Raw genomic sequence first — 21628 nt, 5'->3', positions numbered from 1 at the left:
ATACATTGTTTCAAAGAGATACATCTTCGAAGACGATGCGGGCGTGGGGCACGTCCAGCGTCACGTCCTCGAGGGGCTCCGCCACGCAGGGGAGCGTCCAGCCTTCCACCTTCTCGTCGATGCTCAGCCCCGGCCATTCGACGCGGTAGCGCACCCGGCCCGAACGCAGCAGGCAGATGCAGGCGCGGCAGGTGCCGTTGCGGCACGAGCTCGGCAGTTCGATGCCGGCCGCGTCGGCGGACTCCAGCAACGTCGAGTCCGCATCCGTCTCGAATTCGACACCGAGCGGCTCGACGCGGGCTTTCATCGCTGCAGGCCGGCTTGCTGTTGTCGACGCTGGTCGCGCAGCATGAACAGATAGAGGCTTTCGACTTTCTCGCGCGCCCAGGGCGTCTTGCGCAGGAATTTGAGGCTCGACGAGACGCTCGGATCCGTCGTGAAGCAGCGCAGCGGAATGAGCCGGCCGAGCTTTTCCCAGCCGTAGAAGTCCGCAAGTGCCGTCACGATGGCTTCGAGCGTGAGGCCATGCAGCGGGTTGCGTGGCTGAGCGGGCGGCCCGGCGGAAGCCATCACTTGTTCTTGAGCTTGCCGCGCGGGATCACGGCTGTCGTCATCGTTCGTACCGGCTCGATACCGCCGACCGGTGCCTTCGGCGCGGAGTCGTCTTTCTTCGGCTTCTTGGCTTCCTTGTTGGTGCGCTGTTGACCTTTGGCCATGATGAAACTTTCTTGGGATGGGGAAGGGGAGAAGGCAGTTTAGCGGGGCGGCGACAATAGCCGGTTCCATCGAAGTTATCTCTGATTCATGTCCGATTACGAAGTCCGCCCCGCCACGATGCGCGATGCCAAAGCCATCGCCGAAATCCATGCCGCTGCCGCCCGTGCGGCCTACGAGGGCATCCTGCCCGACGAGCAACTGCGCGCGCTGGCGCCCGCAACGCGCGAGGCCAAGTGGCGCGAAGCCATCGAGTTCAGCGAGCCGCAGGTGCAGGTCGCTGTGCTTGGCAATGAAGTCGTCGGCTTCGTGGGCTACGACCGTTCGCGCGATCCCAAGACGCCGTCGACGGCGGGCGAGATCTGGGCCATCTACGTGCTGCCGGCGCACTGGGACAAGGGCGTCGGCGTCGCCCTGTGGGATGCCGCGCGCGACGGCCTCGAGGAAGAAGGCTGCACCAGCGTGACCATCTGGGTGCCGCTGCGCAACGAGCGCGCCATGCGCTTCCATGAGCTGGCGGGTTTCAAGCGCCAGATGACGACCGCCAAGACGACCGCGATCGGCGACATCAAGATCGAGGAGATGCGGCTGAAGCGCAGCATCAGCTGATTCGCCCCCCGAACCGCACTCCGCGCTGCGCTCCCCGCGCCCGCATCGAGCCCGCCGTGTAGGACACGCGCGGGTTCTTTTTTTGAGGCCATCGCCCGCGGCTATGCTGCGGCGCTTTCCACACTCCGGGTTTCGCCATGGCCGCCAGCCTTCTGCTCCTGCTCGACGACATCGCCACGGTGCTCGACGACGTGTCCGTCCTGACCAAGGTCGCCGCCAAGAAGACGGCCGGGGTGCTCGGCGACGACCTCGCGCTCAATGCACAGCAGGTGACGGGCGTGAAGGCCGACCGCGAACTGCCGGTGGTGTGGGCCGTCTGCAAGGGGTCTTTCGTCAACAAGGCGATCCTCGTGCCGGCCGCGCTGCTGATCGGCGGCTTCGCACCGTGGGCGGTGACCCCGCTGTTGATGCTGGGTGGTGCCTTCCTGTGCTTCGAAGGCGTCGAGAAGCTGGCCCACCGCTTCCTCCACAAGGAAGAGCATGCGGCGGACACGGCGCGCCACGAGACGGCCGTGGCCGACGCTGCCATCGACGTGGTCGCTGCCGAGAAGGACAAGGTCAAGGGCGCGGTGCGCACGGACTTCATCCTGTCGGCCGAGATCATCGTGATCACGCTCGGCACCGTCGCCGGCCAGTCCTTCGGCACGCAGTTCGCCGTGCTGGCCATCGTGGCGCTGTTGATGACCATCGGCGTCTACGGCCTGGTCGCCGGTATCGTGAAGCTGGACGATGCCGGCCTCTACCTGAGCCGGAAGCAGGGCGGTGCGACCCGCGCCATCGGTCGCGGCCTCCTGGCCAGCGCGCCCTGGCTGATGCGGGCGTTGTCCGTGCTCGGCACGGCGGCCATGTTCCTGGTGGGCGGCGGCATCCTGGTGCACGGCGTGCCGGCCGTTGGGCATGCGCTGGAGCGCTGGGCGCAGCAGCTCGGTGGCGTCGGCGCCGCGCTCAGCACGATGGCGGCCAATGCGATCGTCGGGATCGTGGCCGGTGCGCTCGTGCTCGCGGCGGTCGAACTGTTCAGGAAGCTGCGAAAGCCGGGCTGACCGGGCCGCCGTCGTCGCTCGGCGGCAGCATCGGCGGTGCGGGTGGCGACGGGCGCACCTGGCGCGACCACTGAACCAGCGCGCTGGCCTGCATCGGCTGGGCGAAGAAGAAGCCCTGCAGTTCATCGCAGCCGATGTGCAGCAGGATGTCGCGCTGGCAGAGTGTCTCGACCCCTTCGGCCACCACGGTCAGGCTCAGCGCGTGCGCGAGCTGCACCACGGCTTCGACCACCGCGCGGGCGTCTTCCTTGGTTTCCAGTTCATGGACGAAGCTGCGGTCGATCTTGAGTTGCCGGGCCGGCAACTGGCGCAGATGGCTCAGGCTGGAATAGCCGGTGCCGAAATCGTCGATCGACAGGTAGACGCCGATGCGCGCGAGGCCTTCGAAAGTGCGCTGGGTGGCCTTGATGTCTTCCATCGCCACCGACTCGGTGATCTCGCACAGCAGCTGCGACGACGGCACGCCGTGGCGCAGCAGCGCTTCCTCGACCCGGTCGGCCAGCCCGCTCTCGCGCAGTTGCAGCACCGACAGGTTGATGGCGACCCGCATCTGCAGGCCTTCGCGGCTCCAGGCGGCCATCTGGCGGCAGGCTTCGTCGATGATCCAGTCGCCCAGCCGGACGATCAGGCCGAAGCGCTCTGCCAGCCCGATGAACTCGGTCGGCCCGACGATGCCGCGCTGTGGATGGTTCCAGCGCACCAGCGCCTCCGCGCCGCTGATCTGGTTGCTCGCGCCGTCGATCTTCGGCTGGTAGTAGAGCTCGAACTGGCCGCGCTCGATCGCCTTGCGCAGGTCGCTCTGCAGTTCCAGCTGGTCGGCCGCGTTGCTGCCCATGTGCGACTCGAAGACCGCGTAGTTGCCGCCACCCGCGCGCTTGGCGACGTACATGGCCGCATCCGCGTTGGCGACGAGCTTGTCGGGCTCGCCCTGGTCGGGATGGATCACGATGCCGATCGAGCAGGCGATCTGCAGCTCCTTGCCCGACACCGAGAACGGCTGCGACAGCGACCGCAGGATGCTGTTGGCGACCTGCACGCATTCGGCCGTGTCGCGCACGTTTTCGAGCAGCAGCAGGAATTCGTCGCCGCCCACGCGGGCCACGGTGTCGTCCTGGCGGACTTCGCGCGTCAGCCGTTCGGCGGCGGCACGCAGGATCTGGTCGCCGGCCGCATGGCCGAACGAGTCGTTGATCGGCTTGAACCCGTCGAGGTCGACGAACAGCACGGCAACCCGTTCTTCGACGCGCATCTTGTTGGTCCGGCCGATGCGCTTGAGTGCACGGTTCAGCCGGTCTTCCAGCAGCAGGCGGTTCGGCAGGCCGGTCAGCGCATCCATGAAGGCACGCTGCTGCAGTTCGTCGTTGGCGGCCTTCAGCTGGGCGTTGGATTCCTGCAGCGAGGCGGCCAGCCGCCGCGCCACGACCTGCAGCCGCCTTTCGAGGACGCTGGTGAAGAGGGCGCCCGACAGCAGCATGAAGGTCGCGACCGCGACGATGCCGGTCAGTCCTTCACCGCCAAGCTGGTCGGCGCTGAGGCAGACCGTGCCTTCCGGGAAGTTGGCTGCGGCCATGCCGGTGTAATGCATGCCGCAGATGGCGGCACCCAGGACACAGGCCGCCAGGATCTGCGACGGACGGCCTTCTTCGCGCACCTTGAGCAGGAACTGGAAGATGAGCAATGCCGCCGCGGACGCACCGACCGCGATCACTGCCGACAGCACGACGGTCGGCCAGTTCCAGACGATCCCGGGTGCCAGATCGAGCGCGGCCATGCCGATGTAATGCATGCCGCAAATCCCGGCACCCATGGCCAGGGCGGCGAGCGCGACCGGCTTCAAGGTGTAGTCGGTGCGGCTGGCCGTCCACAGCGCGATGGCCGAGGCCGCCACGGCGGCGACCCACGACAGCAGCGTCAGCGGCCCGGTGAAGCCGAGCCGGATCGGCAGAGAAAAGGCCAGCATGCCGACGAAATGCATCGACCAGATGCCCGTGCCCATCACGACCGAGCCGGCAATCCACCAGCGTTGGCTGAGCTGGCCGGCCGTATCGCGCACCCGGCGCGAAAGATCGAGCGCGACATAGGACGCCATGGTCGCGATCAGGACCGAGGCGGCGACGATCCATGGATCGTGGCTGGAGGGGAGGAAAGGGGTGTCGGCGTTCAAGGCATCAAGAGTTGGTGCGCGACATCCGAGAAAGCCCTATTGCATTTGAGCCGAGGCGCTGATGCGCGACGACCCGTCGCGCGCAGATCAAACGTATCGTAATGCAAAAGTTTTATTGAATAGGCTCTTTGAGACTAGGCGCTGCCAATATGCAACGCTGAAGCCGCCGCGACCCCGCGGACTTCAGCGGCTCTTGCGCCGCGCCCGCTGCACGAGGTCCAGCACGATCAGTGCCAAGCCCAGCGCGACGGCAAACCAGCCCACCAGATAGGCGCCGGCGACCATGTCGCGAAAGCCGGTCGACTGCATGAATCGCGGCCCGACGAGCACCGCGATGCCGATGAGAAAGCAGAGCACGCCTCGCTCGAGGATGCGCGGCGCGCGGGGAGGTTTGGAAGCCATCCGCCGAGTGTACGGGGCGCCGCAGCGCGCTCCGGCGTCAGGCGGCCTGCAGGCCCTGCACCGTCTGCAGCAGCACGACGCGCGCCTGGCCGAGCACCATGCCCTTCCATTCCTCGTTGTCGCAATAGAAAGCGTCGCGCATCTGCTGGCGGATGGCCAGGCGCTGCGCTTCGGGTGCTTCGGGATGGCGCTTCAGCCAGTGGTCGGCGCGCAGGCAGACCAGCACGTCCTGATCGGGCAGCGTGCCGAATTCCAGGCCCATGGGCGTGATGCTGGCCTGCGGGCACTCGTCGTAGGCGGTCGAGATCACCGGGCCGGTGACGTCGGCCGAGGCGGATGCGCCATCGAACGGCGCGAAAACGTCCGCGCCCCACCAGGCGCGCGCGCGGGCCACGTCGGTCGGCGTGTTGCGGCCCGGGTAGATCTTCTCGCCGTGGCCATACGGGCCGAGGCCGGTGTGGACGTCGATCCAGGCGATGTGCTTCGCCGTGGCGGCGTACTTCTTCAGGAGCGCGCGGACCGTGCGGTTGCTCCACGAGGGCGCGTTGCCGCCATAGAAGATGCCGTCCGGTGTCGTGTACTGGCCGAGCGTGACGGCCGCGCGGTAGGCGCGCATGCCGTGCACCTGGATGTACTCGGCCATCGCCGCATCGTCGGCCGGCGTCGGCGGCCAGGTGGCGGGCAGCACGAAGGGCTCGACGTCCGCGTAGGCCGCATTGACGGGCGGCGGGGCGCTCCAGTCGATGCAGTTGCGGTTGAGGTCGATGTTGTCCTCGTTGGTGCGGTGCAGGTAGGAAAACCCGTGCGGGTTGATGGCGTGCACCAGCAGCAGCGCGACGCCGGCCTTTTCCAGGCGCGCCAGCAGGTCGGCGTCGTTCAGCGTCGCGACCTGGCAGCCCGAGCCGCAGAAGCCTTCGGGGCCGTGCGTGGCCGAGCTGACCAGCAGGATCTTCTCTGCATCGGCAGGGCCGACGAGCACCACGTCGGTCGCGAGGGTTTCCCCCTGTGCGCCTTTCTGCGGATGGACGAAGGACTCGACGGCAGCGCCGCGCAGGGCTGCGGCGTCGAGGAACTTCTGGCGGGCTTCGGCATAGCTGCCGGAAAAATAGCGGGCGGCGCGGGTGCTGTTCATGGGTTTCCTGTGGGGGTTGTCTTGGGTGTCAGTGCGCGGTGGCGGGGGCTGCGGCATCGATGTCGCGGCCGGTGTGGTCCTTCAGCCACAGCAGGCCGAGCAACGAGATCACGGTCATCGCGAGCAAGTACCAGGCCGGTGCGAGCTTGTTGCCAGTGACCCCGAGCAGCCAGGTGCTGATCAGCGGCGAGAAACCGCCGAACAGCGCAACGCCCACGCTGTAGACCAGCGACATGCCGCTGGCCCGCACATGCTTCGGGAACATCTCGGGCAGCATGGTGATGCCCGGCACGCTCTGGATCACCAGCGTGATGCTCAACACCCCGACCACGATGAACAGCACGGCCGGCGTCGGCGAGGCATTGAGCCAGAGGAAGCCCGGATAGATCATCAGCGCCAGGGCGATGCGGCTCCAGAAGATCAGCGGCTTGCGGCCGACACGGTCCGACCACACGCCCACCAGCGGCGCGCAAACGAAGGACAGCAGCCCGACCAGCGCCGCGCCGAACAGCGCCACCGGCGGCGCCATGCCGAGCTCCCGGATCGCGTAGGTCGGCATGTAGAAGCTCACGACATAGGCGGCGGCGGTGCCGCCCAGCAGGCTCAGGATCGCGGCGAGCACCGTGCGGCCGTGTTCGCGGCAGACCTCGGCCAGGCTGCTTTCGCGCGGCGCGGCGCTGGCGGGTGCGACTTCGAGCGACTCGTGGAGATGGCGGCGGATGTACATCCCGACCGGCGCGATCAGCAGCCCCAGCACGAAGGGAATGCGCCAGCCCCAGCTCTCCATGGCCTGTGGCGTCAGCACGGTGGTCAGGATGCCGACCACCAGCGCGCCCAGCAGGATGCCCAGGCCCTGGCTGGCGAACTGCCAGCTCGCCATGTAGCCGCGGTTGGCCGGGGTCGCATGCTCGACCAGCAGCGTGGTCGACGCACCGACCTCGCCACCCGCCGAGAAGCCCTGGACCAGCCGCGCGAACACGATCAGCACCGGCGCCGCGACGCCGATCTGCGCGTAGGTCGGTGCCAGCGCAATGATCGCGCAGCCCAGCGCCATCATGAAGATGGTGAGCGTCATCGCCTTCTTGCGGCCGGCGCGGTCGGCATAGGCGCCGATCACGATGCCGCCCAGCGGCCGCATGACGAAGCCGACGCCGAAGCTGGCGATCGTCAGCAAAAGCTGGCCATAGGAATTGAAGGTCGGAAAGAAGAGCCGGCCGATCACCAGCGCGAGAAAGCCGTAGACCGTGAAGTCGAAGAACTCCAGCGCGTTGCCGATGGTGGTGGCGACGATGGTCGTGCGCCGGCTGGGCGATGTGCGGGACTTGGAGGAAGAGGCCATGGCGTATCCGTGTTGTTGTGCGCGGCATGCTAGAGAGTCCTGGCGCTCATGAAAAGACAATAATCCGGGCACTTCGATAACCGTTGGTTTTCACCTCCAGGACCTTGGCATGAAGCCCAACCAACTGCATGCTTTCGTGGCCGTCGTCGAGCAGATGAGCATTCGCGGCGCCGCTCGCGCATTGGGCGTGTCGCAGCCCGCCGTCACCAAGATCGTGCGTGAACTCGAGCGCGAAATGGGCGCCCCGCTGGTCGAGCGCAGCGTGAAGGGCGTGCGCCTCACGCAGTTCGGTGCGGCCTTTGCGCCGCGCGCCCGGCTGCTGCTGGCCGACATGCGGCGGGCCCGCGACGAGATCGCCCAGATCCGGGACGGCAGCACCGGCACGGTGGCCATCGCTGTCAGTACCTCCTTCGCGCTGACCGTGCTGCCCGCGGCGTTCAAGGAGTTCCATGCGCGGTTGCCGGCCGTGGACGTGCGGTTCAGCGAGACGGTCCTGTCGTCGATGCTGGCCCGGCTGCGCGATGGCAATCTCGATTTCGCGGTCGCGCACGTGGTGCCGGGCACGCTCGATGCGCAGTTCGAGGCGACCGAGCTCTTTCCCGTGCAACTCGTGATCGGCGTACGCAGCCGGCATCCCCTGCGCCACAGCCGGTCGCTGCTGGCACTGCACGCTGCGGAATGGGTATTGCCCGGCGATGGCGAGATCGATCGCAACTCGGTGGCGCCGCTGTTCGCACCGCTGGGGCTCGGTCCGCCCGCGCGCGTCATCCACGGCCAGTCGGTGACGGTGGCGCTGGGGCTCGTCAGCCACATGGATCTGATCGGGGTGTTCGTCGAGCCGCTGGTCCGGCTGGCCTTCAGGCAGCATGGCATCCGGCGGATCGAGGTCACCGAGCCGCTGCCCACGATGCGCGTGTGCATCATCCGGCGCGCCGGCTTGCCGCTCACACCCGCCGCGCAGCACTTCGCGGAATGTATCCAGCGCGCTTCGGCGGCCTGAGGGCCCGACCGGTTCGGGTGCCGAGTTCCGGCGTCGCGCGTCAGCGTTCGCCGGGCACCGTGAGCCGGGCGGCCACTGCCGCGATGTCTTCCTCGTGCTGGATTTCCGCCAGCAGCGCCGGCCCGCCCACGGCCACCGCGGCCACCGCAATGGCCTTCTTCGGGCAGAGGCCCAGGCAGGACGACTGAACGAGCCGCAGATGGTGCCGTGCCTCGCCCAGCACATGCTTGAGATCCTTGCGCACATCCTTGGCGGTGAGCTTCGACGGGCCGTTGTCGCGCTTCTGGCATTCGCCGCAGATCATCACGGCGCCGCTGTAGCGGGTCTTCACGAAGGGCGGTTGCAGTTCGGTGGGCGGCAGCGCGATGCGTTCGGCCAGGGCCGTGTCGGCGGTGGGTGTGGTTTTCATGGCATTCGTCGATTCATGCGGGGGGCGCCTCGGGAAGGGCGCCGATGAAGCAGGGTAGACCGGTTTGCGACGCGCGGGTGTCGGCCGTCTGCGATAAGGTGGCGCCTGCACATTACTTCCAGAGGTTGCGTTCCCATGTCCCGCCCGCCGATCGAAATCGAAACCGCCCCCAACCCCACCGCCTCCGTGATCGTGATGCACGGCCTTGGCGCCGATGGCAACGATTTCGTGCCGATTGCGCAGGAGCTCGACCTGTCCGCAGTCGGCCCGGTGCGTTTCGTGTTCCCGAATGCACCGATCATCCCCGTGACCATCAACCGCGGCATGCCGATGCCCGCCTGGTACGACATCCTGCTGCCCGATCTCGCCCGCCAGGAGGACGAGGCCGGCCTGCGCCGTTCGCTTGCGTCGATCGAGGCGCTCATCGCCAACGAGAAGTCGCGCGGCATTCCGGCGCATCGCATCGTCGTCGCGGGGTTTTCCCAGGGCTGCGCGATGTCGCTGCTGACCGGCCTGCGCCATGCGGAACGGCTGGCCGGCATCGTCGGGCTGTCGGGCTACCTGCCGCTCGCGGCGACCACCGCGGCCGAACGCCATGCCGCCAACCACGAGACGCCCGTGTTCCTGGCGCACGGCGCCTACGACAACGTGGTGGCGCCGCCGCGTGCGCTGGCCGCACGCGAAACGCTCACCGGGCTCGGCTATGCCGTCGAATGGCATGAATACCCGATGGCGCACTCGGTCTGCCTGGAGGAAATCACCGATCTGAACGCGTTCCTGCTGCGCGTACTCAAATAGACAAAAGCCTTCAGCGGGAGGGGCATTCCGGGCAGGATGCCCGGCGCGAGCAGCCGCCGCGCCGCCGTGCTACCTTCCACGCCCACCAAGATTGACGGGGCACAGAACAATGAACAAATTGATGGAGCGGCTGGGTGCGTTGGGCCCCGAACGGCTGAAGGGCATGCGGCGCGGGATCGAGAAGGAGAGCCTGCGCGCGCAGCCGGACGGTCAGCTGGCGTTGACGCCGCACCCACTGGCGCTCGGTTCGGCGCTCACGCACCCCCACATCACCACCGATTTCAGCGAATCGCAGCTTGAACTGATCACCGGCGTGCACGCCGATGCGGAGTCCGCGCTGCGGGAACTGGTACAGGTGCACCAGTACACCTACCGCGTGCTGGACGCCATGGGCGACGAGCGCCTGTGGGTGTCGAGCATGCCGTGCGGGCTGCCGACCGACGAAACCATTCCGATCGGCCGCTATGGTTCGTCGAACGTCGGCCGTGCGAAAAGCGTCTACCGCATGGGTCTCGGCCATCGCTACGGCCGCCGCATGCAGACCATTTCGGGCATCCACTACAACTGGTCGATGCCGGGCGTTTCCAGCGAGCAGTATTTCGGGTTGATCCGCAATTTCCGTCGTCACGCCTTCCTGCTGCTGTACCTGTTCGGCGCATCGCCCGCCCTCTGTTCGAGCTTCGTGGCAACGCGGCCGCACGAGCTGCAGCCGGTCGGCGAAGGCAGCATGCACATGCCCCACGGCACCTCGCTGCGCATGGGCCGGCTTGGCTACCAGAGCGACGCGCAGGCGTCGCTGAAGGTCAGCTACAACAGCCTCGAAGGCTACGGCGCGTCGCTGCAGGACGCGCTCACGCGTCCCTGGCCGGCTTACGAGGCCATCGGCATCCAGAACCCGGGTGGCGACTACAACCAGCTGGGCAACACGCTGCTGCAGATCGAGAACGAGTTCTACGGCACCATCCGGCCCAAGCGCGTCATCTATCCCGGCGAGCGCCCGCTGCATGCGCTGCGCGAGCGCGGCGTCGAATACGTCGAAGTCCGGCTGATGGACCTGGACCCGTTCGAGCCGGTCGGCATCAACGCCCAGACCATGCGTTTCATCGACGTCTTCCTGCTGCATTGCCTGCTGAACGACAGCCCGGACGACACGCCGCAGGAAATCGACGAGCTGGCGCAGAACCAGCACCTGACGGCGGCGCGCGGACGCGAGCCGGGCCTGCGACTGCTGCGCGGTGGCCGCGAGGTGACGCTGATCGACTGGGGCGCCGAGCTGGTGGCCCAGTGCGCGCCGATCGCTGCCGAAATGGACGCCGCGCACGGCGGCTCGCTCTACGGCGATGCCGTGCGCGCCGCTTCGGCTGCGCTGGCCGCGCCTGACAGCCTGCCATCGGCACGCGTGCTGGCGGCCATGGCGTCGGCGCACGACAACTCCTTCATCCGCTTCGTGCGGGCCCAGTCCGAAAAGACGCGGGTCGAACTTCTGGGGCTGCCTTTTGCGGCCGAATTGCAGTCGCACTTCGAGGCCATGACGGCCGATTCGCTCAACGAGCAGAAGAAGATCGAGGCGGCCGACACGATGCCGTTCGAGATCTACCGCCAGCAGTACGTGTCGCCGGAGCGCCTCGGCGTGGGCCGCAAGCGCGAGCGCGCGGCAGCGACCACCTGAGGCGATCCCCGTAGGCAGCGGGTAGGCGTGGGCCTACCCGGTTTGGACGGACTCGCCCACCTGCATCGTGCGTGGTGTGCAGCGATCATTGCTGCAACGCGACATCGACATCGATCCAGCCCCTGCTTGCTCCGCCTCACCGTGAACATCCTGCCCATGCCCTTCAAGACGTACCTGGTTGAAGACAACCCGGTCATTCGGGAAAACCTCGTGGGGTTCCTCGAAGACGTGGCGGACGCCACCGTCGTTGCCCACGCCAGCACGGAAGCCGAGGCCGTGACCTGGTTGCGCAGCCACCGCGACGGCTGGGACGTGGCCATCGTCGACCTGTTCCTGGAGCAGGGCAACGGCTTCGGCGTGGTCGATGCCTGCCGAAACCGCGCCAAGCACCAGAAGGTCGTCGTGCTCAGCAACTACGCCACGGCAGACATGCGCGAACGGTCCCGCGCGCTGGGCGCCGACGCCTTCTTCGACAAGTCCGCCGAGATCGATCAACTGCTCGAATACTGCGAATCGGTGCGCGACGACCATTGAGCCGGCGTCACCTGGGAGCCAAGCCGATCCGCGCTTCTGAGGTAAAACGCCACGCGTCAATCACTTCAGAGGTATTCGAGTCATGAGCAGCATCGATTTCAAGGGCCGCGTTGCCATCGTTACGGGCGCAGGCGGTGGCCTGGGGCGGCAGCATGCGCTGGCGCTCGCGGCACGCGGCGCCAAGGTGCTCGTCAATGACCTGGGCGGCGCCCGCGACGGCTCCGGCGGCTCGGTCAGTGCGGCGCAGGCCGTGGTCGACGAAATCGTCGCTGCGGGCGGCGAGGCGCTGGCCAATGGCGCGTCGGTCACCGATTTCGCGGCGGTGCAGGCGATGGTCCAGCAGGCGGTCGATGCCTGGGGCCGGGTCGATGTGCTGATCAACAACGCGGGCATCCTGCGGGACAAGAGCTTCGCCAAGATGGAGCTGCCGGACTTCCAGCTGGTGGTCGATGTCCACCTGATGGGCGCCGTCAACTGCACCAAGGCGGTCTGGGCACTGATGAACGAGCAGAAGTACGGCCGCATCGTCATGACGACCTCGTCTTCCGGCCTCTACGGCAACTTCGGCCAGAGCAACTACGGCGCCGCCAAGATGGCGCTGGTCGGCCTCATGCAGACCCTGAGCATCGAGGGCGCCAAGAACGACATCCGCGTGAACTGCCTTGCGCCGACGGCCGCGACCCGCATGACCGAAGGGCTGATGCCGCAGGAGGTGCTCGATGCGCTCAAGCCCGAAGCCGTCGTGCCCGCCATGCTGGTGCTCGCGGCGCAGGATGCGCCCACGCGCACCATCCTCTGCGCCGGTGCCGGCACCTTCGAGGCCGCACACATCACGATGACCGAAGGCGCCTTCATCGGCATCGCCGCCGATGCGCCCGAGCAATTGGCGGCGCGCCTGGCCGAAGTGACGTCCCGCGAGGGCGACCAGGTGCCGAAGAGCGGCGCCGCGCAGGGCACCAACGAAGTCGGCAAGGCGATGGCCGCGGCACAGGCCGCTCGCGGCGCCTGAATTTCGACTGCTGCGGCGTTCTCAGGGCGTCGCGGCGGGTGCGGCGGCCGGCGCCGCAGCCGGTGCAGCCGACGTGGCGGCTGCTGGCGTGGCGGGTGCTGCGGCCGTGGCTGCCGCAGTGGGCGCCGCCACCGGTGCCACCGGCGCAGGCGCAGCCACCGGCGCAGGCGCCGCCACCGGCGGTGAATGGCGCAGCGAGACCGGCAGGTGCGAATCCAGCCAGTCCATGCGCCAGGCGACCACCAGCAGCAGGACGACCACGACGACCACCGCCAGCGTGCGCGAGGCCCCGTGCCGCTCGGCGAACGGGTCGTTCAGCAGCCGGCGCGATTGCGGCGGGATGTGCGCCGTCTGCGACAGCGAGCCGCCCAGCTGCACGTTGACCCGCATGCGGCCGTTGATGGCCCAGCCGCTCGCATCCAGGATCGGGCCCAGGCTGCGCTGGCGCAGCTTGAGCCAGGCCACCAGCATGCTCGGCCCGGAAATCGCCAGCACGATGCCGAGGATCGCGATCGGGATCCACTGGCCCAGGTCGACGAACTTGCCGAAGATGCCGACCAGCACCGCGCTGATGCTTCCCAGCGCCACGCCGATGGCCGCCACGGTGCCCACGTCCACCTTGCCCGGCAGCTTGACCGGCGGTGGCGGGGCCTTGGCGTCGGCCGCCGCCTTGTCGGCGGTGGTCAGCGTGGTGGCCAGGTTGTTCAGCGAGCCCTGCGCGGCGGTGTCGCTGGCCGCCGCGCGCTTGGCCACCTGTTCCTCGATCATCCGCAGGAACTTCTTGTAGGGCGAGAAGAAGGCCTGGCCGACGCTGGTCGGGTTCTCGATCACCTTGATGATGCTCGCGTCCCAGTCGTTGCCCTGCCGGTCGTAGAACACGCCGTTGCGCCCGATGAACAGGAAATCGACGTCGCCCGCGGTGAAGGCCGCGACGATGGTCATCGTCTTGTCGCCGCGCTTGCAGGCGCAGTAGGCCAGATAGGCCTTGGCCAGCCCGGCCAGCGGCGCGTGCTTCGACGCGTCGGCCACCTGAACGGCCAGGTCGCAGCTGCGGCCGTCCAGGTACAGCGTGCCGGCCTGGAAGATCGCGCCCTCGCGGCTGTAGAACTCCTTGAAGGACACGAAGTTGTGCAGCAGGTGCACCAGGTCGCGCTTGAGCCGCAGCAGCTTCTCGAGGTCGACGATGCGTGCGTTGTGCGGCTCGACCTGTTCGTCCTGGTCGATCAGCGCGAGCACTGCGGCTTCGCCGTCGAGCGCCAGCTGGACCTTGTCGACCGCCAGGCTGCCAAGCGGCGTGTCGGGCCGGGCGTCCAGCCAGCGCTGGCAGGGCGCGAGCGTCTGCTTGAGCGTGGTCCATTCGGCCTCGGTGAGCGTGTCGACGGCACCGGCGACCAGAGGCCGCACCGCATCGCGTTGCAGCGTCTGCAGCGCATCGGCCCAGGCCGGGTTGACGCCGTGCAGCAACGGCAGGCTCCGGTCGGGCGCGATCGGAGCCAGCGGCAGCCTGGCGATGCTGGCTGCGCGCAGGCTCAGGTCCTGCGCGGCCAGCGCCTCGTATTCCTCGGTCGACGGATTGAGCGAAGCGACCGCGCGCGGGTCGTAGGCAGCGACGCGGCAGCGCGCGAAGAAGTCGTCGACCTTGTCCCGCACGGCATTGACGGCCTCGGCGGCGGCCAGCGTCTTCTCGCCGAGCGGCAGCGACGGGTCGTCGGTGGCTGCACCCGCAGCGGATTGCCAGTCGTGCAGTGCCCGGGCCGACTTGAAGAAGGCTTCTGCATGTGCGCGATCGATGCCGTCCTTGCCGCTGCGATCCTTCACCGCGCCGTTCGCCTTGGCGATCTGACCGATCAACTCGCGCGTCGGCTCGTCCTCGGCCGTGTCGGGCGTGATCACGCCGTCGCCATTGAAACGCATGGCCGCGAGCAACGCGCTGCGGTCGGTCACGTCGGCCAGCGTCAGCGTGTCGGCGTCGGCCTTGCCCCTGACCTGGAGGATGCGCCTGGCCTCTTCGGCGAGCGATGCGCTCTTGCCGTCGCCGTCGGCCATCGCGGACAGCGCCATGGCGTCGCCGCCCTGCAGCAACTCGTCGGGATTGCGCATCTGCGCGCAGACCCACTCGCAGGCCGCGATGATTTCCGGTGGCCGGATGCGGCCGTCCTGGTCGGTGTCGATCAGGTCGAGCGTCCGCGTGTCGAACTCGACGCCGCGCGTGGGGCATGCCAGCGCCACCCACAGCTTCTGGTCGAGTTGACGGATGTTGGCGATGTCGGCGCCGTTGCGAAAGACGAGCTGGTCGACGCCGCCCGCGCGAAAGAATTGCCAGGTGTGCTTGCCGGTCATGCGTTCAGGGTTCCCTCGTGATGGAAGCCCCTATTCGACCACGGGAAGCCTCACTCGACCACGGCGCCGTCGTCCTTGCGAATCGATTGACGGTCGCGATGGCTGTTCATGCGGCCGATCGCGCTGTCCAGGGCGCGTTTGAGCTTGTCTGCGGCGCCGCGGAAGGCGTCGTCGATGTTGTCGGCGTCATGCGTGACGGCCATGGGTTGCAGATGCACCAGGCGCGCTTCCATGACGCAGCGTTTGTCCCCCGCGCCGCCCGCCGCATGGTTCTCGTCGCTCAGGTGGATTTCGATGCGGGTGACGTCCGCGGCAAAACGCGAAAAGAGCTGGCGGATCTCCGTGTCGGCCCAGCGGTCCAGGGTGTCCTTGTTCTCGATGCCGTTGCTGGTGTTCAGTTGGATCTGCATGCGATGTGCCTCTTTCATGGATTGAACGAATGGCCACTCTGACGCCTTGCGGAACGTCGCCGCGTAGGCCGTCGGGCCACGCGGCTGAGGCGCGATCACTCACACTGGCGACGCCCGATGGGTTGCGGCGAAAATCGCCGCATGCAAGCCCTGCCCACCACCCTGTGCTACCTCAACGGCGAGTACACGCCGGTCCACGAGGCCAAGGTCTCCGTTCTCGACCGCGGCTTCATCTTCGGCGACGGCATCTATGACGTGGTGCCGGTCTATGACCGAAAGCTGTTCCGGTGGCCGCAGCACCTGGCCCGCCTGGAACGCAGCCTGTCGAGCGTGCGCATTCCCAATCCGCACACGCCGGACGAGTGGCTGGCGCGCTGCCGCCGGCTGGTGGCCGAGCAGCCGGCCGCGCACCAGATGGTCTATATCCAGGTGACGCGCGGCGTCGCGGTGCGGGACCACGTGATGCCGGCCGATCTCGTGCCCACGGTGTTCATGATGGCCAATCCGATGAAGCCGCCGGGCGAGGCGCAGTTGCGCGACGGCGTGACCTGCATCTCGGCGCGCGACTTCCGCTGGGAGCGTGCCGACATCAAGAGCACTTCGCTGCTCGGCAACGTGCTGGCGCGCCAGATGTCGGCCGACGTCGGCGCGACCGAAACCGTGCTGTTCCGCGACGGCCTGCTGACCGAGGCGTCCTCGTCCAACGTCTGGGTGGTGCATGGCGGTGCGGTGTTCGGCGCGCCGAAGAGCCAGCATGTGCTGGAAGGCATCCGCTACGACCTGATCCGCGAACTGTGCGAGGCGGAGGGCATTCCGTTCAGCCTGCGGCCGGTCGCCGAGGCCGAGGTACGCGGCGCGGACGAGCTGCTGCTGAGTTCCGCAAGCAAGGAAGTGCTGCCCATCACGCGTCTCGACGGCGAATCGGTGGGCTCGGGCAAGCCGGGGCCGGTGTTCGCCCGGCTGCATGCCGCCTACCAGCAGGCCAAGGCGGCGCAGTGCATCTGACGCCCTGATGCCTGGCGCGGGTGCGGGCTCAGCTCTGGATGTAGGTCGTGAGCTGTTCGATGGTCTGCTCGTGCTCCGAGATGATGTCGTCCATCAGGTCTCGAATCGACAGCAGGCCCAGCACCCGGCCGCCTTCGACCACGGGCAGGTGGCGGATGCGCCGCTGGCTCATCAGCGTCATGCATTCGCGGGTGCTGGTGGACGGACGCACCGTCGACAGGTTGCGGCTCATGATCTCGGAAATCGCGACTTCCTTCGAGTTGAGCCCCTGCAGCGCGATCTTGCGGGTGTAGTCGCGTTCGGAGAACATGCCGACCAGCCGGTCGCCGGTCATCACCATCAGCGCGCCGACCTCGTAGCGGGCCAGCACCTGCAGGGCGTCGAACACGGCTGCCTCGGGTGTGGTGCGCCAGGCAGCGGAATCGCGTCGCTTGAGCAGTTCGGAGACAGGTTTCATCGGAACCTCCTGAGGAGTGGATGCGTCAACCCGGCATGGGCCGCGTCGCACAAATCATAGGCCGCGGAGGTGGCCGCGAACAACCCCTTGTCGCACTCCTTCACAATCCAGGCCCTCATACCGATCAGCACAAGGACAAAGGCGCGCGATGGCGATTCAGTGGTTTCCCGGGCACATGCACCTCACGCAGAAGGCGATTGCGGAGCGCATCAAGGACATCGACGTGGTCATCGAGCTGCTCGATGCCCGGCTGCCCGGCTCCAGCGCCAACCCGATGCTGGCCCAGCTGACGGGCCACAAGCCCGGGCTGAAGGTGCTCAACAAGCAGGACCTGGCCGACCCCGCGGTCACCGCGCAATGGCTCGCGCACTACAACGCGCAGCCCGACACGCGCGCGCTCGGCCTCGACGCCAGCCTGACGACGCCGGCGCAGCAACTGGTCGCGGCCTGCCACCAGCTGTCGCCCAACCGCGGTGGCCTGGCCAAGCCGATGCGCGTGCTGATCTGCGGCATTCCGAACGTCGGCAAGTCGACGCTGATCAACACGCTCAGCGGCAGCCGCAAGGCCAAGACCGGCGACGAGGCCGGCATCACCAAGCTGGAGCAGCGCATCACGCTGGCCGACGACTTCTACCTGTGGGACACGCCCGGCATGCTGTGGCCGCGCATCATCGTGGCGAAGAGCGGCTACAACCTCGCGGCCAGCGGCGCGGTCGGCCGCAACGCGTTCGACGAGGAGGAAGTCGCGCTGGAACTGCTGAACTACCTGAAGGCGCATTACGCCGGCCTGGTGGAGACACGCTTCAAGCTCGACCTCGACGCGGCCGGGGTCGCCGAGCTGAAGGACGAGGAACTGCTCGAAGCCGTCGGCCGCAAGCGCGGTGCGCTGCTGGGCAAGGGCCGCATCAACCTGCAGAAGGCGGCCGAGATCGTGATGAACACCTTCCGCGACGGCAGCATGGGCCGCATCACGCTGGAGACGCCCGAGGAATTCGCGCAATGGCTGGCCGAGGGCCAGCAACTCGATGCCGAACGACAGATGCGCAAGGCCGAATCGAAGACGCGGCGCTCGGGCAAGAAGCCGCGCGATACCGGCGATACCGAAGCCTGACTCGACGACGCTGACCGGCGCTGCGCCCGGCAGCGAGCAACTACAGCGACGTCCAGCCGTTGCCCAGCGCGATCTTCAGCAGCTCGCTGGCCGAGTCGACGCCGAGCTTGCGGCGCAGGCTGAAGCGGTGCGTCTCGACCGTGCGCACGCTGATGTCGAGCTCGCGCGCGACCAGCTTGTTGCTGCGTCCGTGGGCGAGCAGCACCAGGATCTCGCGCTCGCGTGCCGTCAGCTGCGGCAGCCCCGCGCCGGGCTGGAGCACCGCGCTCGCGACGCGCGCGCTGAAGTAGGTTCCGCCCGTGCACACCACGCTGATCGCACTCAGGATCTCCTCGGTCGGCGACTCCTTCAGCACATAGCCACAGGCGCCGGCCTGGATCGCGCTCAGCACGTACTCGCGGTTGTCGTACATGCTGAGCATCAGCACCTTGATCGCCGGATGCCGCGCGCGCAGCGCCGTCGCCAGCTCGATGCCGTTCATGCCGCGCATGCCGACGTCGACCAGCATCAGGTCGGGCGGATCGAGCGCGGCGATCTGCAGCGCCTCGGCGCCGCTCGCGGCCTCGCCCGCGACCTGCAGATGCGGCACCACCGCCAGCCGCGCACGCAGGCCGTCGCGCACCAGCGGATGGTCGTCGACGATCACCAGTCGGATCAGCGGCAGCGCGTCGGTGTCCATGGCATTCCCCGTGTTCAGGCTGCGCCCGCCAGCGGAAAGCTCGCGATCAGCTCGGTGCGCCCGGGCTGCGACAGCAGCTGGAAGCTCCCGCCGTTGCGCTCCACCCGTTCGCGCATGTTGGTCAGGCCGATGCCGCGGTCCTTGCTCGACTCGACCGTCTGCACGTCGAAGCCGCAGCCGTCGTCGGTGATGCGCAGCGCGAGCCGGTCGTCGGCGTCGTCGAGCCGGATGTCGACCCGGGTGGCGCGCGCATGGCGCTCCACGTTGCGCAGCGCCTCCTGCGCCACGCGGAACAGGCTGACCGCCTGCAGCTCGGGCAGCCGTTCCTCGTGCACGTGCGGCGACACCGCGACCTGCAGCCCGCTGCGCTCGGCGATCTCGTCGGCGATGTGCTGCAACGCGGCGGGCAGCCCGAGGTCGTCGAGCATCGCCGGACGCAGGTCGTGCGAGATGCGGCGGACCTCGCCGATGGCCTGCGAGAGCGCGTTCAACTCGCGGTCGATCGCCATCACCGGCCGGTCGCCCGGATGCGTCAGCCGGTGGCCGACCAGTTCGAACTGGTACTTGATCGACACCAGCAACTGGCAGATGTGGTCGTGCAGCTCGCGCGAGACGCGGGCGCGCTCTTCTTCCTGTGAGCTCACGATGCGGTGCGCCAGCGCCTTGAGCTTGCGGTCGGCCTGGCGCTGCTCGCTGAGGTTGAGCGCCATGCCACCCGCGAACACCGCCAGGACCGCGACGAGCGCGACCGCCGCCAGGCCGAGCAGCGTCTGGCGCACGCTCGCGAGCAGGTTGCCGCGCAGCCGGCCGGCGGCCGCATCGACGTCGTCCAGGTAGATGCCGGTGCCCAGCATCCAGCCCCAGCGCGGCAGCTCGACCGAGTAGCCGAGCTTGCGCTCGATGCGGCCGGTCGAGGGCTTGGGCCAGAGGTAGCGCTGGTAGCCGCCGCCCTCGTGGGCGCGTGCGATCAGCTCGCGGATCATGTAGGTGCCGTCGGTGTCGCGGCGGTCCCAGAGGTTCTGGCCGATCAGCTCCGGCTGGCGCGGATGCACCAGGCTCAGCCCGGTGCTGTCGTAGACGTAGAAGTAGCCGTCGTCGCCGAAATTCATGCTGGAGAGGATCGCCTTGGCCTGCTCCTTCGCGGCCTCGTCGTCGCGCCCGGCACCGTAGAGGTGGTCGATCGAGGTCAGCGCGAGTGCGACGTAGCTGTGCAGCTCCTCCCGTTTGGCGCTCAGCAGCACGTCTTCGAGCACCTGCGCCTGCTGCTGATCGAGCCGACGCATCTCGACCGTGAGCAACGCGCCGATGGCGATCACGGCCAGCAGCAGCGGCGTGACCGCCAGCAGCAGGATCTTGGCCTTCGGCTTCATGGCCGCGATTGTGGTCTCGGCACCGGTGCAAAAGCGTCGCCGTGGCGGCTGCCTCGCGTTTTCCCTTATGCATTACTACGCAGAGCCCCTCCGCAGTGATGCGCATGGTCATCGGCAGTGCGATCCCCATAATTTCCGAGGCGCCGCAGCCGGCCCAAGTCCAGCAAGTCCAACAACGAAGGAGACATCCCTTGACCCATTTCACCCGGAAGATCGCGACCGCCATCGCGCTGGCCGCACTGACCACCCTGTCCATGGCGGCCGACCCGATCAAGATCGGCGTCGACGGCCCGTTCACCGGCGGGTCCTCGTCGATGGGCGTGAGCATGCGCGACGGCGTGCGGCTGGCCGCCGAAGAGATCAACAAGGCCGGCGGCGTGCTGGGCCGGCAGATCCAGCTGGTCGAACGCGACGACGAGGCCAAGAACGAGCGCGGCGTGCAGATCGCGCAGGAGTTCATCAACAAGGAAAAGGTCGTGGCCGTGGTCGGCTACATCAACACCGGCGTGGCGCTCGCGTCGCAGCGCTTCTTCCAGGACGCGAAGGTGCCGGTGCTGAACAACGTGGCGACCGGCTCGGTCATCACGCACCAGTTCGACAAGGACCCCGAGAACTACGTGTTCCGCAACGCGGCGCACGACAGCATCCAGGCGCCGATGATCGTGGAAGAGGCCGTCACCCGCCGCGGCTACAAGAAGGTCGCGATCCTGGCGGACTCCACCAACTACGGCCAACTCGGCCGCGAAGACCTGGAGAAGGCGCTCAAGGCCAAGGGCATCACGCCGGTCGCCGTCGAGAAGTTCAACATCAAGGACGTCGACATGACGGCCCAGCTGCTCAAGGCCAAGGAAGCCGGCGCCGAAGCCGTGCTGACCTACGGCATCGGCCCCGAGCTGGCGCAGATCGCCAACGGCATGACCAAGCTGGGCTGGAAGGTGCCGATGATCGGCAGCTGGACGCTGGCGATGGCCAACTTCATCGACAACGCCGGCCCGGGCGGCGAGGGCGCGCGCATGCCGCAGACCTTCATCCAGGAGCCGACCACGCCCAAGCGCAAGGCCTTCATCGATGCCTTCGTCGCCAAGTTCAAGCCGAAGAACAACCGCATGGATTCGCCGGTGTCGGCAGCGCAGGGCTACGACTCGATCTACCTGCTGGCCGCGGCCATCAAGCAGGCCAACAGCACCGAAGGTCCGAAGGTCAAGGCCGCGCTGGAAGACCTGAAGACGCCGGTCGAGGGCGTCGTGACGACCTACAACAAGCCCTTCTCGGCCACCGACCATGACGCCATCACCGCGAACATCCCGGTGTTCGGCGAAGTGAAGGCCGGCCGCGTGGCGTTCGCGAACGCCGAAGACCAGAAGAGCGCCGGCAAGGTCCGCGTCAAACAGTAAGCCTCGTTGCAGCGCGCCGGTGCGGGAATCCTTCCCGAGC

General features: G+C 67.8%; 23 protein-coding genes. 10 read left to right on the top strand and 13 right to left on the bottom strand.

Translation table 11 applies throughout. The features are described 5' to 3' along the window. Positions 1-10 precede the first annotated feature (10 nt). The 3 genes from AC07PZ_RS09545 to AC07PZ_RS09535 are packed head-to-tail and all read right to left on the bottom strand — an operon-like array spanning position 11 to position 716. Positions 11-307 (bottom strand): 2Fe-2S iron-sulfur cluster-binding protein, encoded by a 297-nt coding sequence (locus tag AC07PZ_RS09545; RefSeq protein WP_495294814.1) that lies wholly within the window; start codon positions 305-307, stop codon positions 11-13. Continuing rightward, entirely contained in the window at positions 304-570 is a 267-nt protein-coding gene (locus AC07PZ_RS09540) for a VF530 family protein (RefSeq protein WP_495294813.1), read from the bottom strand. Before AC07PZ_RS09540 ends, AC07PZ_RS09545 begins: the two co-directional genes overlap by 4 nt. Then, positions 570-716, bottom strand: a complete 147-nt coding sequence (locus tag AC07PZ_RS09535) for a hypothetical protein (protein WP_495294812.1) — start codon at positions 714-716, stop codon at positions 570-572. The genes AC07PZ_RS09540 and AC07PZ_RS09535 overlap by 1 nt, the downstream gene beginning before the upstream one ends. An 88-nt stretch (positions 717-804) precedes the next feature. Between AC07PZ_RS09535 and AC07PZ_RS09530 the strand changes: the two genes are divergently transcribed. Beyond that, positions 805-1323 carry a GNAT family N-acetyltransferase gene (locus AC07PZ_RS09530; protein WP_495294811.1) on the top strand — a complete coding sequence of 173 codons (519 nt, stop codon included), beginning with the start codon at positions 805-807 and terminating at the stop codon, positions 1321-1323. A 137-nt stretch (positions 1324-1460) separates the two neighbouring features. Further along, positions 1461-2366 carry a DUF808 domain-containing protein gene (locus AC07PZ_RS09525; RefSeq protein WP_495294810.1) on the top strand — a complete coding sequence of 302 codons (906 nt, stop codon included), beginning with the start codon at positions 1461-1463 and terminating at the stop codon, positions 2364-2366. Here the strand turns inward: AC07PZ_RS09525 and AC07PZ_RS09520 are convergent. From AC07PZ_RS09520 to AC07PZ_RS09505, 4 genes are all read right to left on the bottom strand, one after another. After that, positions 2341-4530, bottom strand: a complete 2190-nt coding sequence (locus tag AC07PZ_RS09520) for a bifunctional diguanylate cyclase/phosphodiesterase (RefSeq protein WP_495294809.1) — start codon at positions 4528-4530, stop codon at positions 2341-2343. The genes AC07PZ_RS09525 and AC07PZ_RS09520 overlap by 26 nt on opposite strands. Positions 4531-4713: 183 nt before the next feature. Continuing rightward, positions 4714-4932 carry a hypothetical protein gene (locus AC07PZ_RS09515; RefSeq protein WP_495294808.1) on the bottom strand — a complete coding sequence of 73 codons (219 nt, stop codon included), beginning with the start codon at positions 4930-4932 and terminating at the stop codon, positions 4714-4716. A 37-nt stretch (positions 4933-4969) separates the two neighbouring features. Further along, positions 4970-6064, bottom strand: coding sequence for a M14 family metallopeptidase (locus AC07PZ_RS09510; RefSeq protein WP_495294807.1), 1095 nt, complete (start codon positions 6062-6064; stop codon positions 4970-4972). Between the two features lie 28 nt (positions 6065-6092). Then, positions 6093-7403 (bottom strand): MFS transporter, encoded by a 1311-nt coding sequence (locus AC07PZ_RS09505; protein WP_495294806.1) that lies wholly within the window; start codon positions 7401-7403, stop codon positions 6093-6095. Positions 7404-7512: 109 nt separating this feature from the next. Between AC07PZ_RS09505 and AC07PZ_RS09500 the strand changes: the two genes are divergently transcribed. Next, entirely contained in the window at positions 7513-8403 is an 891-nt protein-coding gene (locus tag AC07PZ_RS09500) for a LysR substrate-binding domain-containing protein (RefSeq protein ID WP_495294805.1), read from the top strand. Between the two features lie 40 nt (positions 8404-8443). On the opposite strand, the gene AC07PZ_RS09495 is transcribed toward AC07PZ_RS09500, so the two are convergent. Continuing rightward, positions 8444-8812, bottom strand: coding sequence for a hypothetical protein (locus tag AC07PZ_RS09495; protein WP_495294804.1), 369 nt, complete (start codon positions 8810-8812; stop codon positions 8444-8446). Positions 8813-8947: 135 nt separating this feature from the next. On the opposite strand from AC07PZ_RS09495, the gene AC07PZ_RS09490 reads away from it, so the two are divergent. The 4 genes from AC07PZ_RS09490 (at position 8948) to AC07PZ_RS09475 (ending at position 12822) form a co-directional block, all read left to right on the top strand. Then, positions 8948-9610 (top strand): alpha/beta hydrolase, encoded by a 663-nt coding sequence (locus AC07PZ_RS09490; RefSeq protein WP_495294803.1) that lies wholly within the window; start codon positions 8948-8950, stop codon positions 9608-9610. Between the two features lie 109 nt (positions 9611-9719). Continuing rightward, positions 9720-11279 carry a glutamate--cysteine ligase gene (gene gshA / locus AC07PZ_RS09485; protein ID WP_495294802.1) on the top strand — a complete coding sequence of 520 codons (1560 nt, stop codon included), beginning with the start codon at positions 9720-9722 and terminating at the stop codon, positions 11277-11279. A gap of 156 nt (positions 11280-11435) precedes the next feature. Further along, the gene (locus tag AC07PZ_RS09480; RefSeq protein WP_495295159.1) at positions 11436-11813 is read left to right on the top strand and encodes a response regulator; all 378 of its coding nucleotides are present in this window, start codon (positions 11436-11438) and stop codon (positions 11811-11813) included. Positions 11814-11895: 82 nt separating this feature from the next. Then, a complete protein-coding gene (locus tag AC07PZ_RS09475) occupies positions 11896-12822 on the top strand; it encodes an SDR family NAD(P)-dependent oxidoreductase (protein WP_495294801.1) in 927 nt (308 codons plus the stop codon). A 21-nt stretch (positions 12823-12843) separates the two neighbouring features. Here the strand turns inward: AC07PZ_RS09475 and AC07PZ_RS09470 are convergent, their stop codons facing one another. Both AC07PZ_RS09470 and AC07PZ_RS09465 read right to left on the bottom strand, forming a co-directional pair. Continuing rightward, positions 12844-15162 (bottom strand): hypothetical protein, encoded by a 2319-nt coding sequence (locus AC07PZ_RS09470; protein WP_495294800.1) that lies wholly within the window; start codon positions 15160-15162, stop codon positions 12844-12846. Positions 15163-15212: 50 nt separating this feature from the next. Further along, complete coding sequence (locus AC07PZ_RS09465) at positions 15213-15671, bottom strand: HPF/RaiA family ribosome-associated protein (RefSeq protein ID WP_495294799.1); 459 nt, start codon at positions 15669-15671, stop codon at positions 15213-15215. Between the two features lie 42 nt (positions 15672-15713). Here AC07PZ_RS09465 and AC07PZ_RS09460 point away from each other — a divergent pair, with 42 nt between their 5' ends. Continuing rightward, positions 15714-16577, top strand: a complete 864-nt coding sequence (locus AC07PZ_RS09460) for a D-amino acid aminotransferase (RefSeq protein ID WP_495294798.1) — start codon at positions 15714-15716, stop codon at positions 16575-16577. Positions 16578-16605: 28 nt separating this feature from the next. Here the strand turns inward: AC07PZ_RS09460 and AC07PZ_RS09455 are convergent, their stop codons facing one another. Then, positions 16606-17034 carry a CBS domain-containing protein gene (locus AC07PZ_RS09455; protein WP_495294797.1) on the bottom strand — a complete coding sequence of 143 codons (429 nt, stop codon included), beginning with the start codon at positions 17032-17034 and terminating at the stop codon, positions 16606-16608. 148 nt (positions 17035-17182) lie between these two features. On the opposite strand from AC07PZ_RS09455, the gene ylqF reads away from it, so the two are divergent. Next, positions 17183-18145, top strand: a complete 963-nt coding sequence (gene ylqF, locus AC07PZ_RS09450) for a ribosome biogenesis GTPase YlqF (RefSeq protein WP_495294796.1) — start codon at positions 17183-17185, stop codon at positions 18143-18145. A gap of 40 nt (positions 18146-18185) precedes the next feature. On the opposite strand, the gene AC07PZ_RS09445 is transcribed toward ylqF, so the two are convergent. Together AC07PZ_RS09445 and AC07PZ_RS09440 are read right to left on the bottom strand one after the other, a co-directional pair. Continuing rightward, a complete protein-coding gene (locus tag AC07PZ_RS09445; protein WP_495294795.1) occupies positions 18186-18824 on the bottom strand; it encodes a response regulator in 639 nt (212 codons plus the stop codon). A gap of 14 nt (positions 18825-18838) precedes the next feature. After that, positions 18839-20194, bottom strand: coding sequence for a cache domain-containing protein (locus AC07PZ_RS09440; RefSeq protein WP_495294794.1), 1356 nt, complete (start codon positions 20192-20194; stop codon positions 18839-18841). Between the two features lie 254 nt (positions 20195-20448). On the opposite strand from AC07PZ_RS09440, the gene AC07PZ_RS09435 reads away from it, so the two are divergent. Next, positions 20449-21588 carry an ABC transporter substrate-binding protein gene (locus AC07PZ_RS09435; protein ID WP_495295158.1) on the top strand — a complete coding sequence of 380 codons (1140 nt, stop codon included), beginning with the start codon at positions 20449-20451 and terminating at the stop codon, positions 21586-21588. Positions 21589-21628: the final 40 nt, after the last annotated feature.

The organism is Variovorax sp. GW821-FHT10B04, from assembly GCF_059415645.1.
This window is presented reverse-complemented; position numbering and strand designations above follow the sequence as displayed.

Coding starts and splice junctions, on each gene's coding strand:
- AC07PZ_RS09500 (WP_495294805.1), top strand. CDS start 7,513: ATGAAGCCCAACCAACTGCATGCTTTCGTGGCCGTCGTCGAGCAGATG.
- AC07PZ_RS09515 (WP_495294808.1), bottom strand. CDS start 4,932: ATGGCTTCCAAACCTCCCCGCGCGCCGCGCATCCTCGAGCGAGGCGTG.
- AC07PZ_RS09435 (WP_495295158.1), top strand. CDS start 20,449: ATGGCGGCCGACCCGATCAAGATCGGCGTCGACGGCCCGTTCACCGGC.
- AC07PZ_RS09490 (WP_495294803.1), top strand. CDS start 8,948: ATGTCCCGCCCGCCGATCGAAATCGAAACCGCCCCCAACCCCACCGCC.
- AC07PZ_RS09540 (WP_495294813.1), bottom strand. CDS start 570: ATGGCTTCCGCCGGGCCGCCCGCTCAGCCACGCAACCCGCTGCATGGC.
- AC07PZ_RS09470 (WP_495294800.1), bottom strand. CDS start 15,162: ATGACCGGCAAGCACACCTGGCAATTCTTTCGCGCGGGCGGCGTCGAC.
- AC07PZ_RS09545 (WP_495294814.1), bottom strand. CDS start 307: ATGAAAGCCCGCGTCGAGCCGCTCGGTGTCGAATTCGAGACGGATGCG.
- AC07PZ_RS09535 (WP_495294812.1), bottom strand. CDS start 716: ATGGCCAAAGGTCAACAGCGCACCAACAAGGAAGCCAAGAAGCCGAAG.
- ylqF (WP_495294796.1), top strand. CDS start 17,183: ATGGCGATTCAGTGGTTTCCCGGGCACATGCACCTCACGCAGAAGGCG.
- AC07PZ_RS09455 (WP_495294797.1), bottom strand. CDS start 17,034: ATGAAACCTGTCTCCGAACTGCTCAAGCGACGCGATTCCGCTGCCTGG.
- AC07PZ_RS09530 (WP_495294811.1), top strand. CDS start 805: ATGTCCGATTACGAAGTCCGCCCCGCCACGATGCGCGATGCCAAAGCC.
- AC07PZ_RS09475 (WP_495294801.1), top strand. CDS start 11,896: ATGAGCAGCATCGATTTCAAGGGCCGCGTTGCCATCGTTACGGGCGCA.
- AC07PZ_RS09445 (WP_495294795.1), bottom strand. CDS start 18,824: ATGGACACCGACGCGCTGCCGCTGATCCGACTGGTGATCGTCGACGAC.
- AC07PZ_RS09505 (WP_495294806.1), bottom strand. CDS start 7,403: ATGGCCTCTTCCTCCAAGTCCCGCACATCGCCCAGCCGGCGCACGACC.
- AC07PZ_RS09525 (WP_495294810.1), top strand. CDS start 1,461: ATGGCCGCCAGCCTTCTGCTCCTGCTCGACGACATCGCCACGGTGCTC.
- AC07PZ_RS09460 (WP_495294798.1), top strand. CDS start 15,714: ATGCAAGCCCTGCCCACCACCCTGTGCTACCTCAACGGCGAGTACACG.
- gshA (WP_495294802.1), top strand. CDS start 9,720: ATGAACAAATTGATGGAGCGGCTGGGTGCGTTGGGCCCCGAACGGCTG.
- AC07PZ_RS09480 (WP_495295159.1), top strand. CDS start 11,436: ATGCCCTTCAAGACGTACCTGGTTGAAGACAACCCGGTCATTCGGGAA.
- AC07PZ_RS09510 (WP_495294807.1), bottom strand. CDS start 6,064: ATGAACAGCACCCGCGCCGCCCGCTATTTTTCCGGCAGCTATGCCGAA.
- AC07PZ_RS09440 (WP_495294794.1), bottom strand. CDS start 20,194: ATGAAGCCGAAGGCCAAGATCCTGCTGCTGGCGGTCACGCCGCTGCTG.
- AC07PZ_RS09495 (WP_495294804.1), bottom strand. CDS start 8,812: ATGAAAACCACACCCACCGCCGACACGGCCCTGGCCGAACGCATCGCG.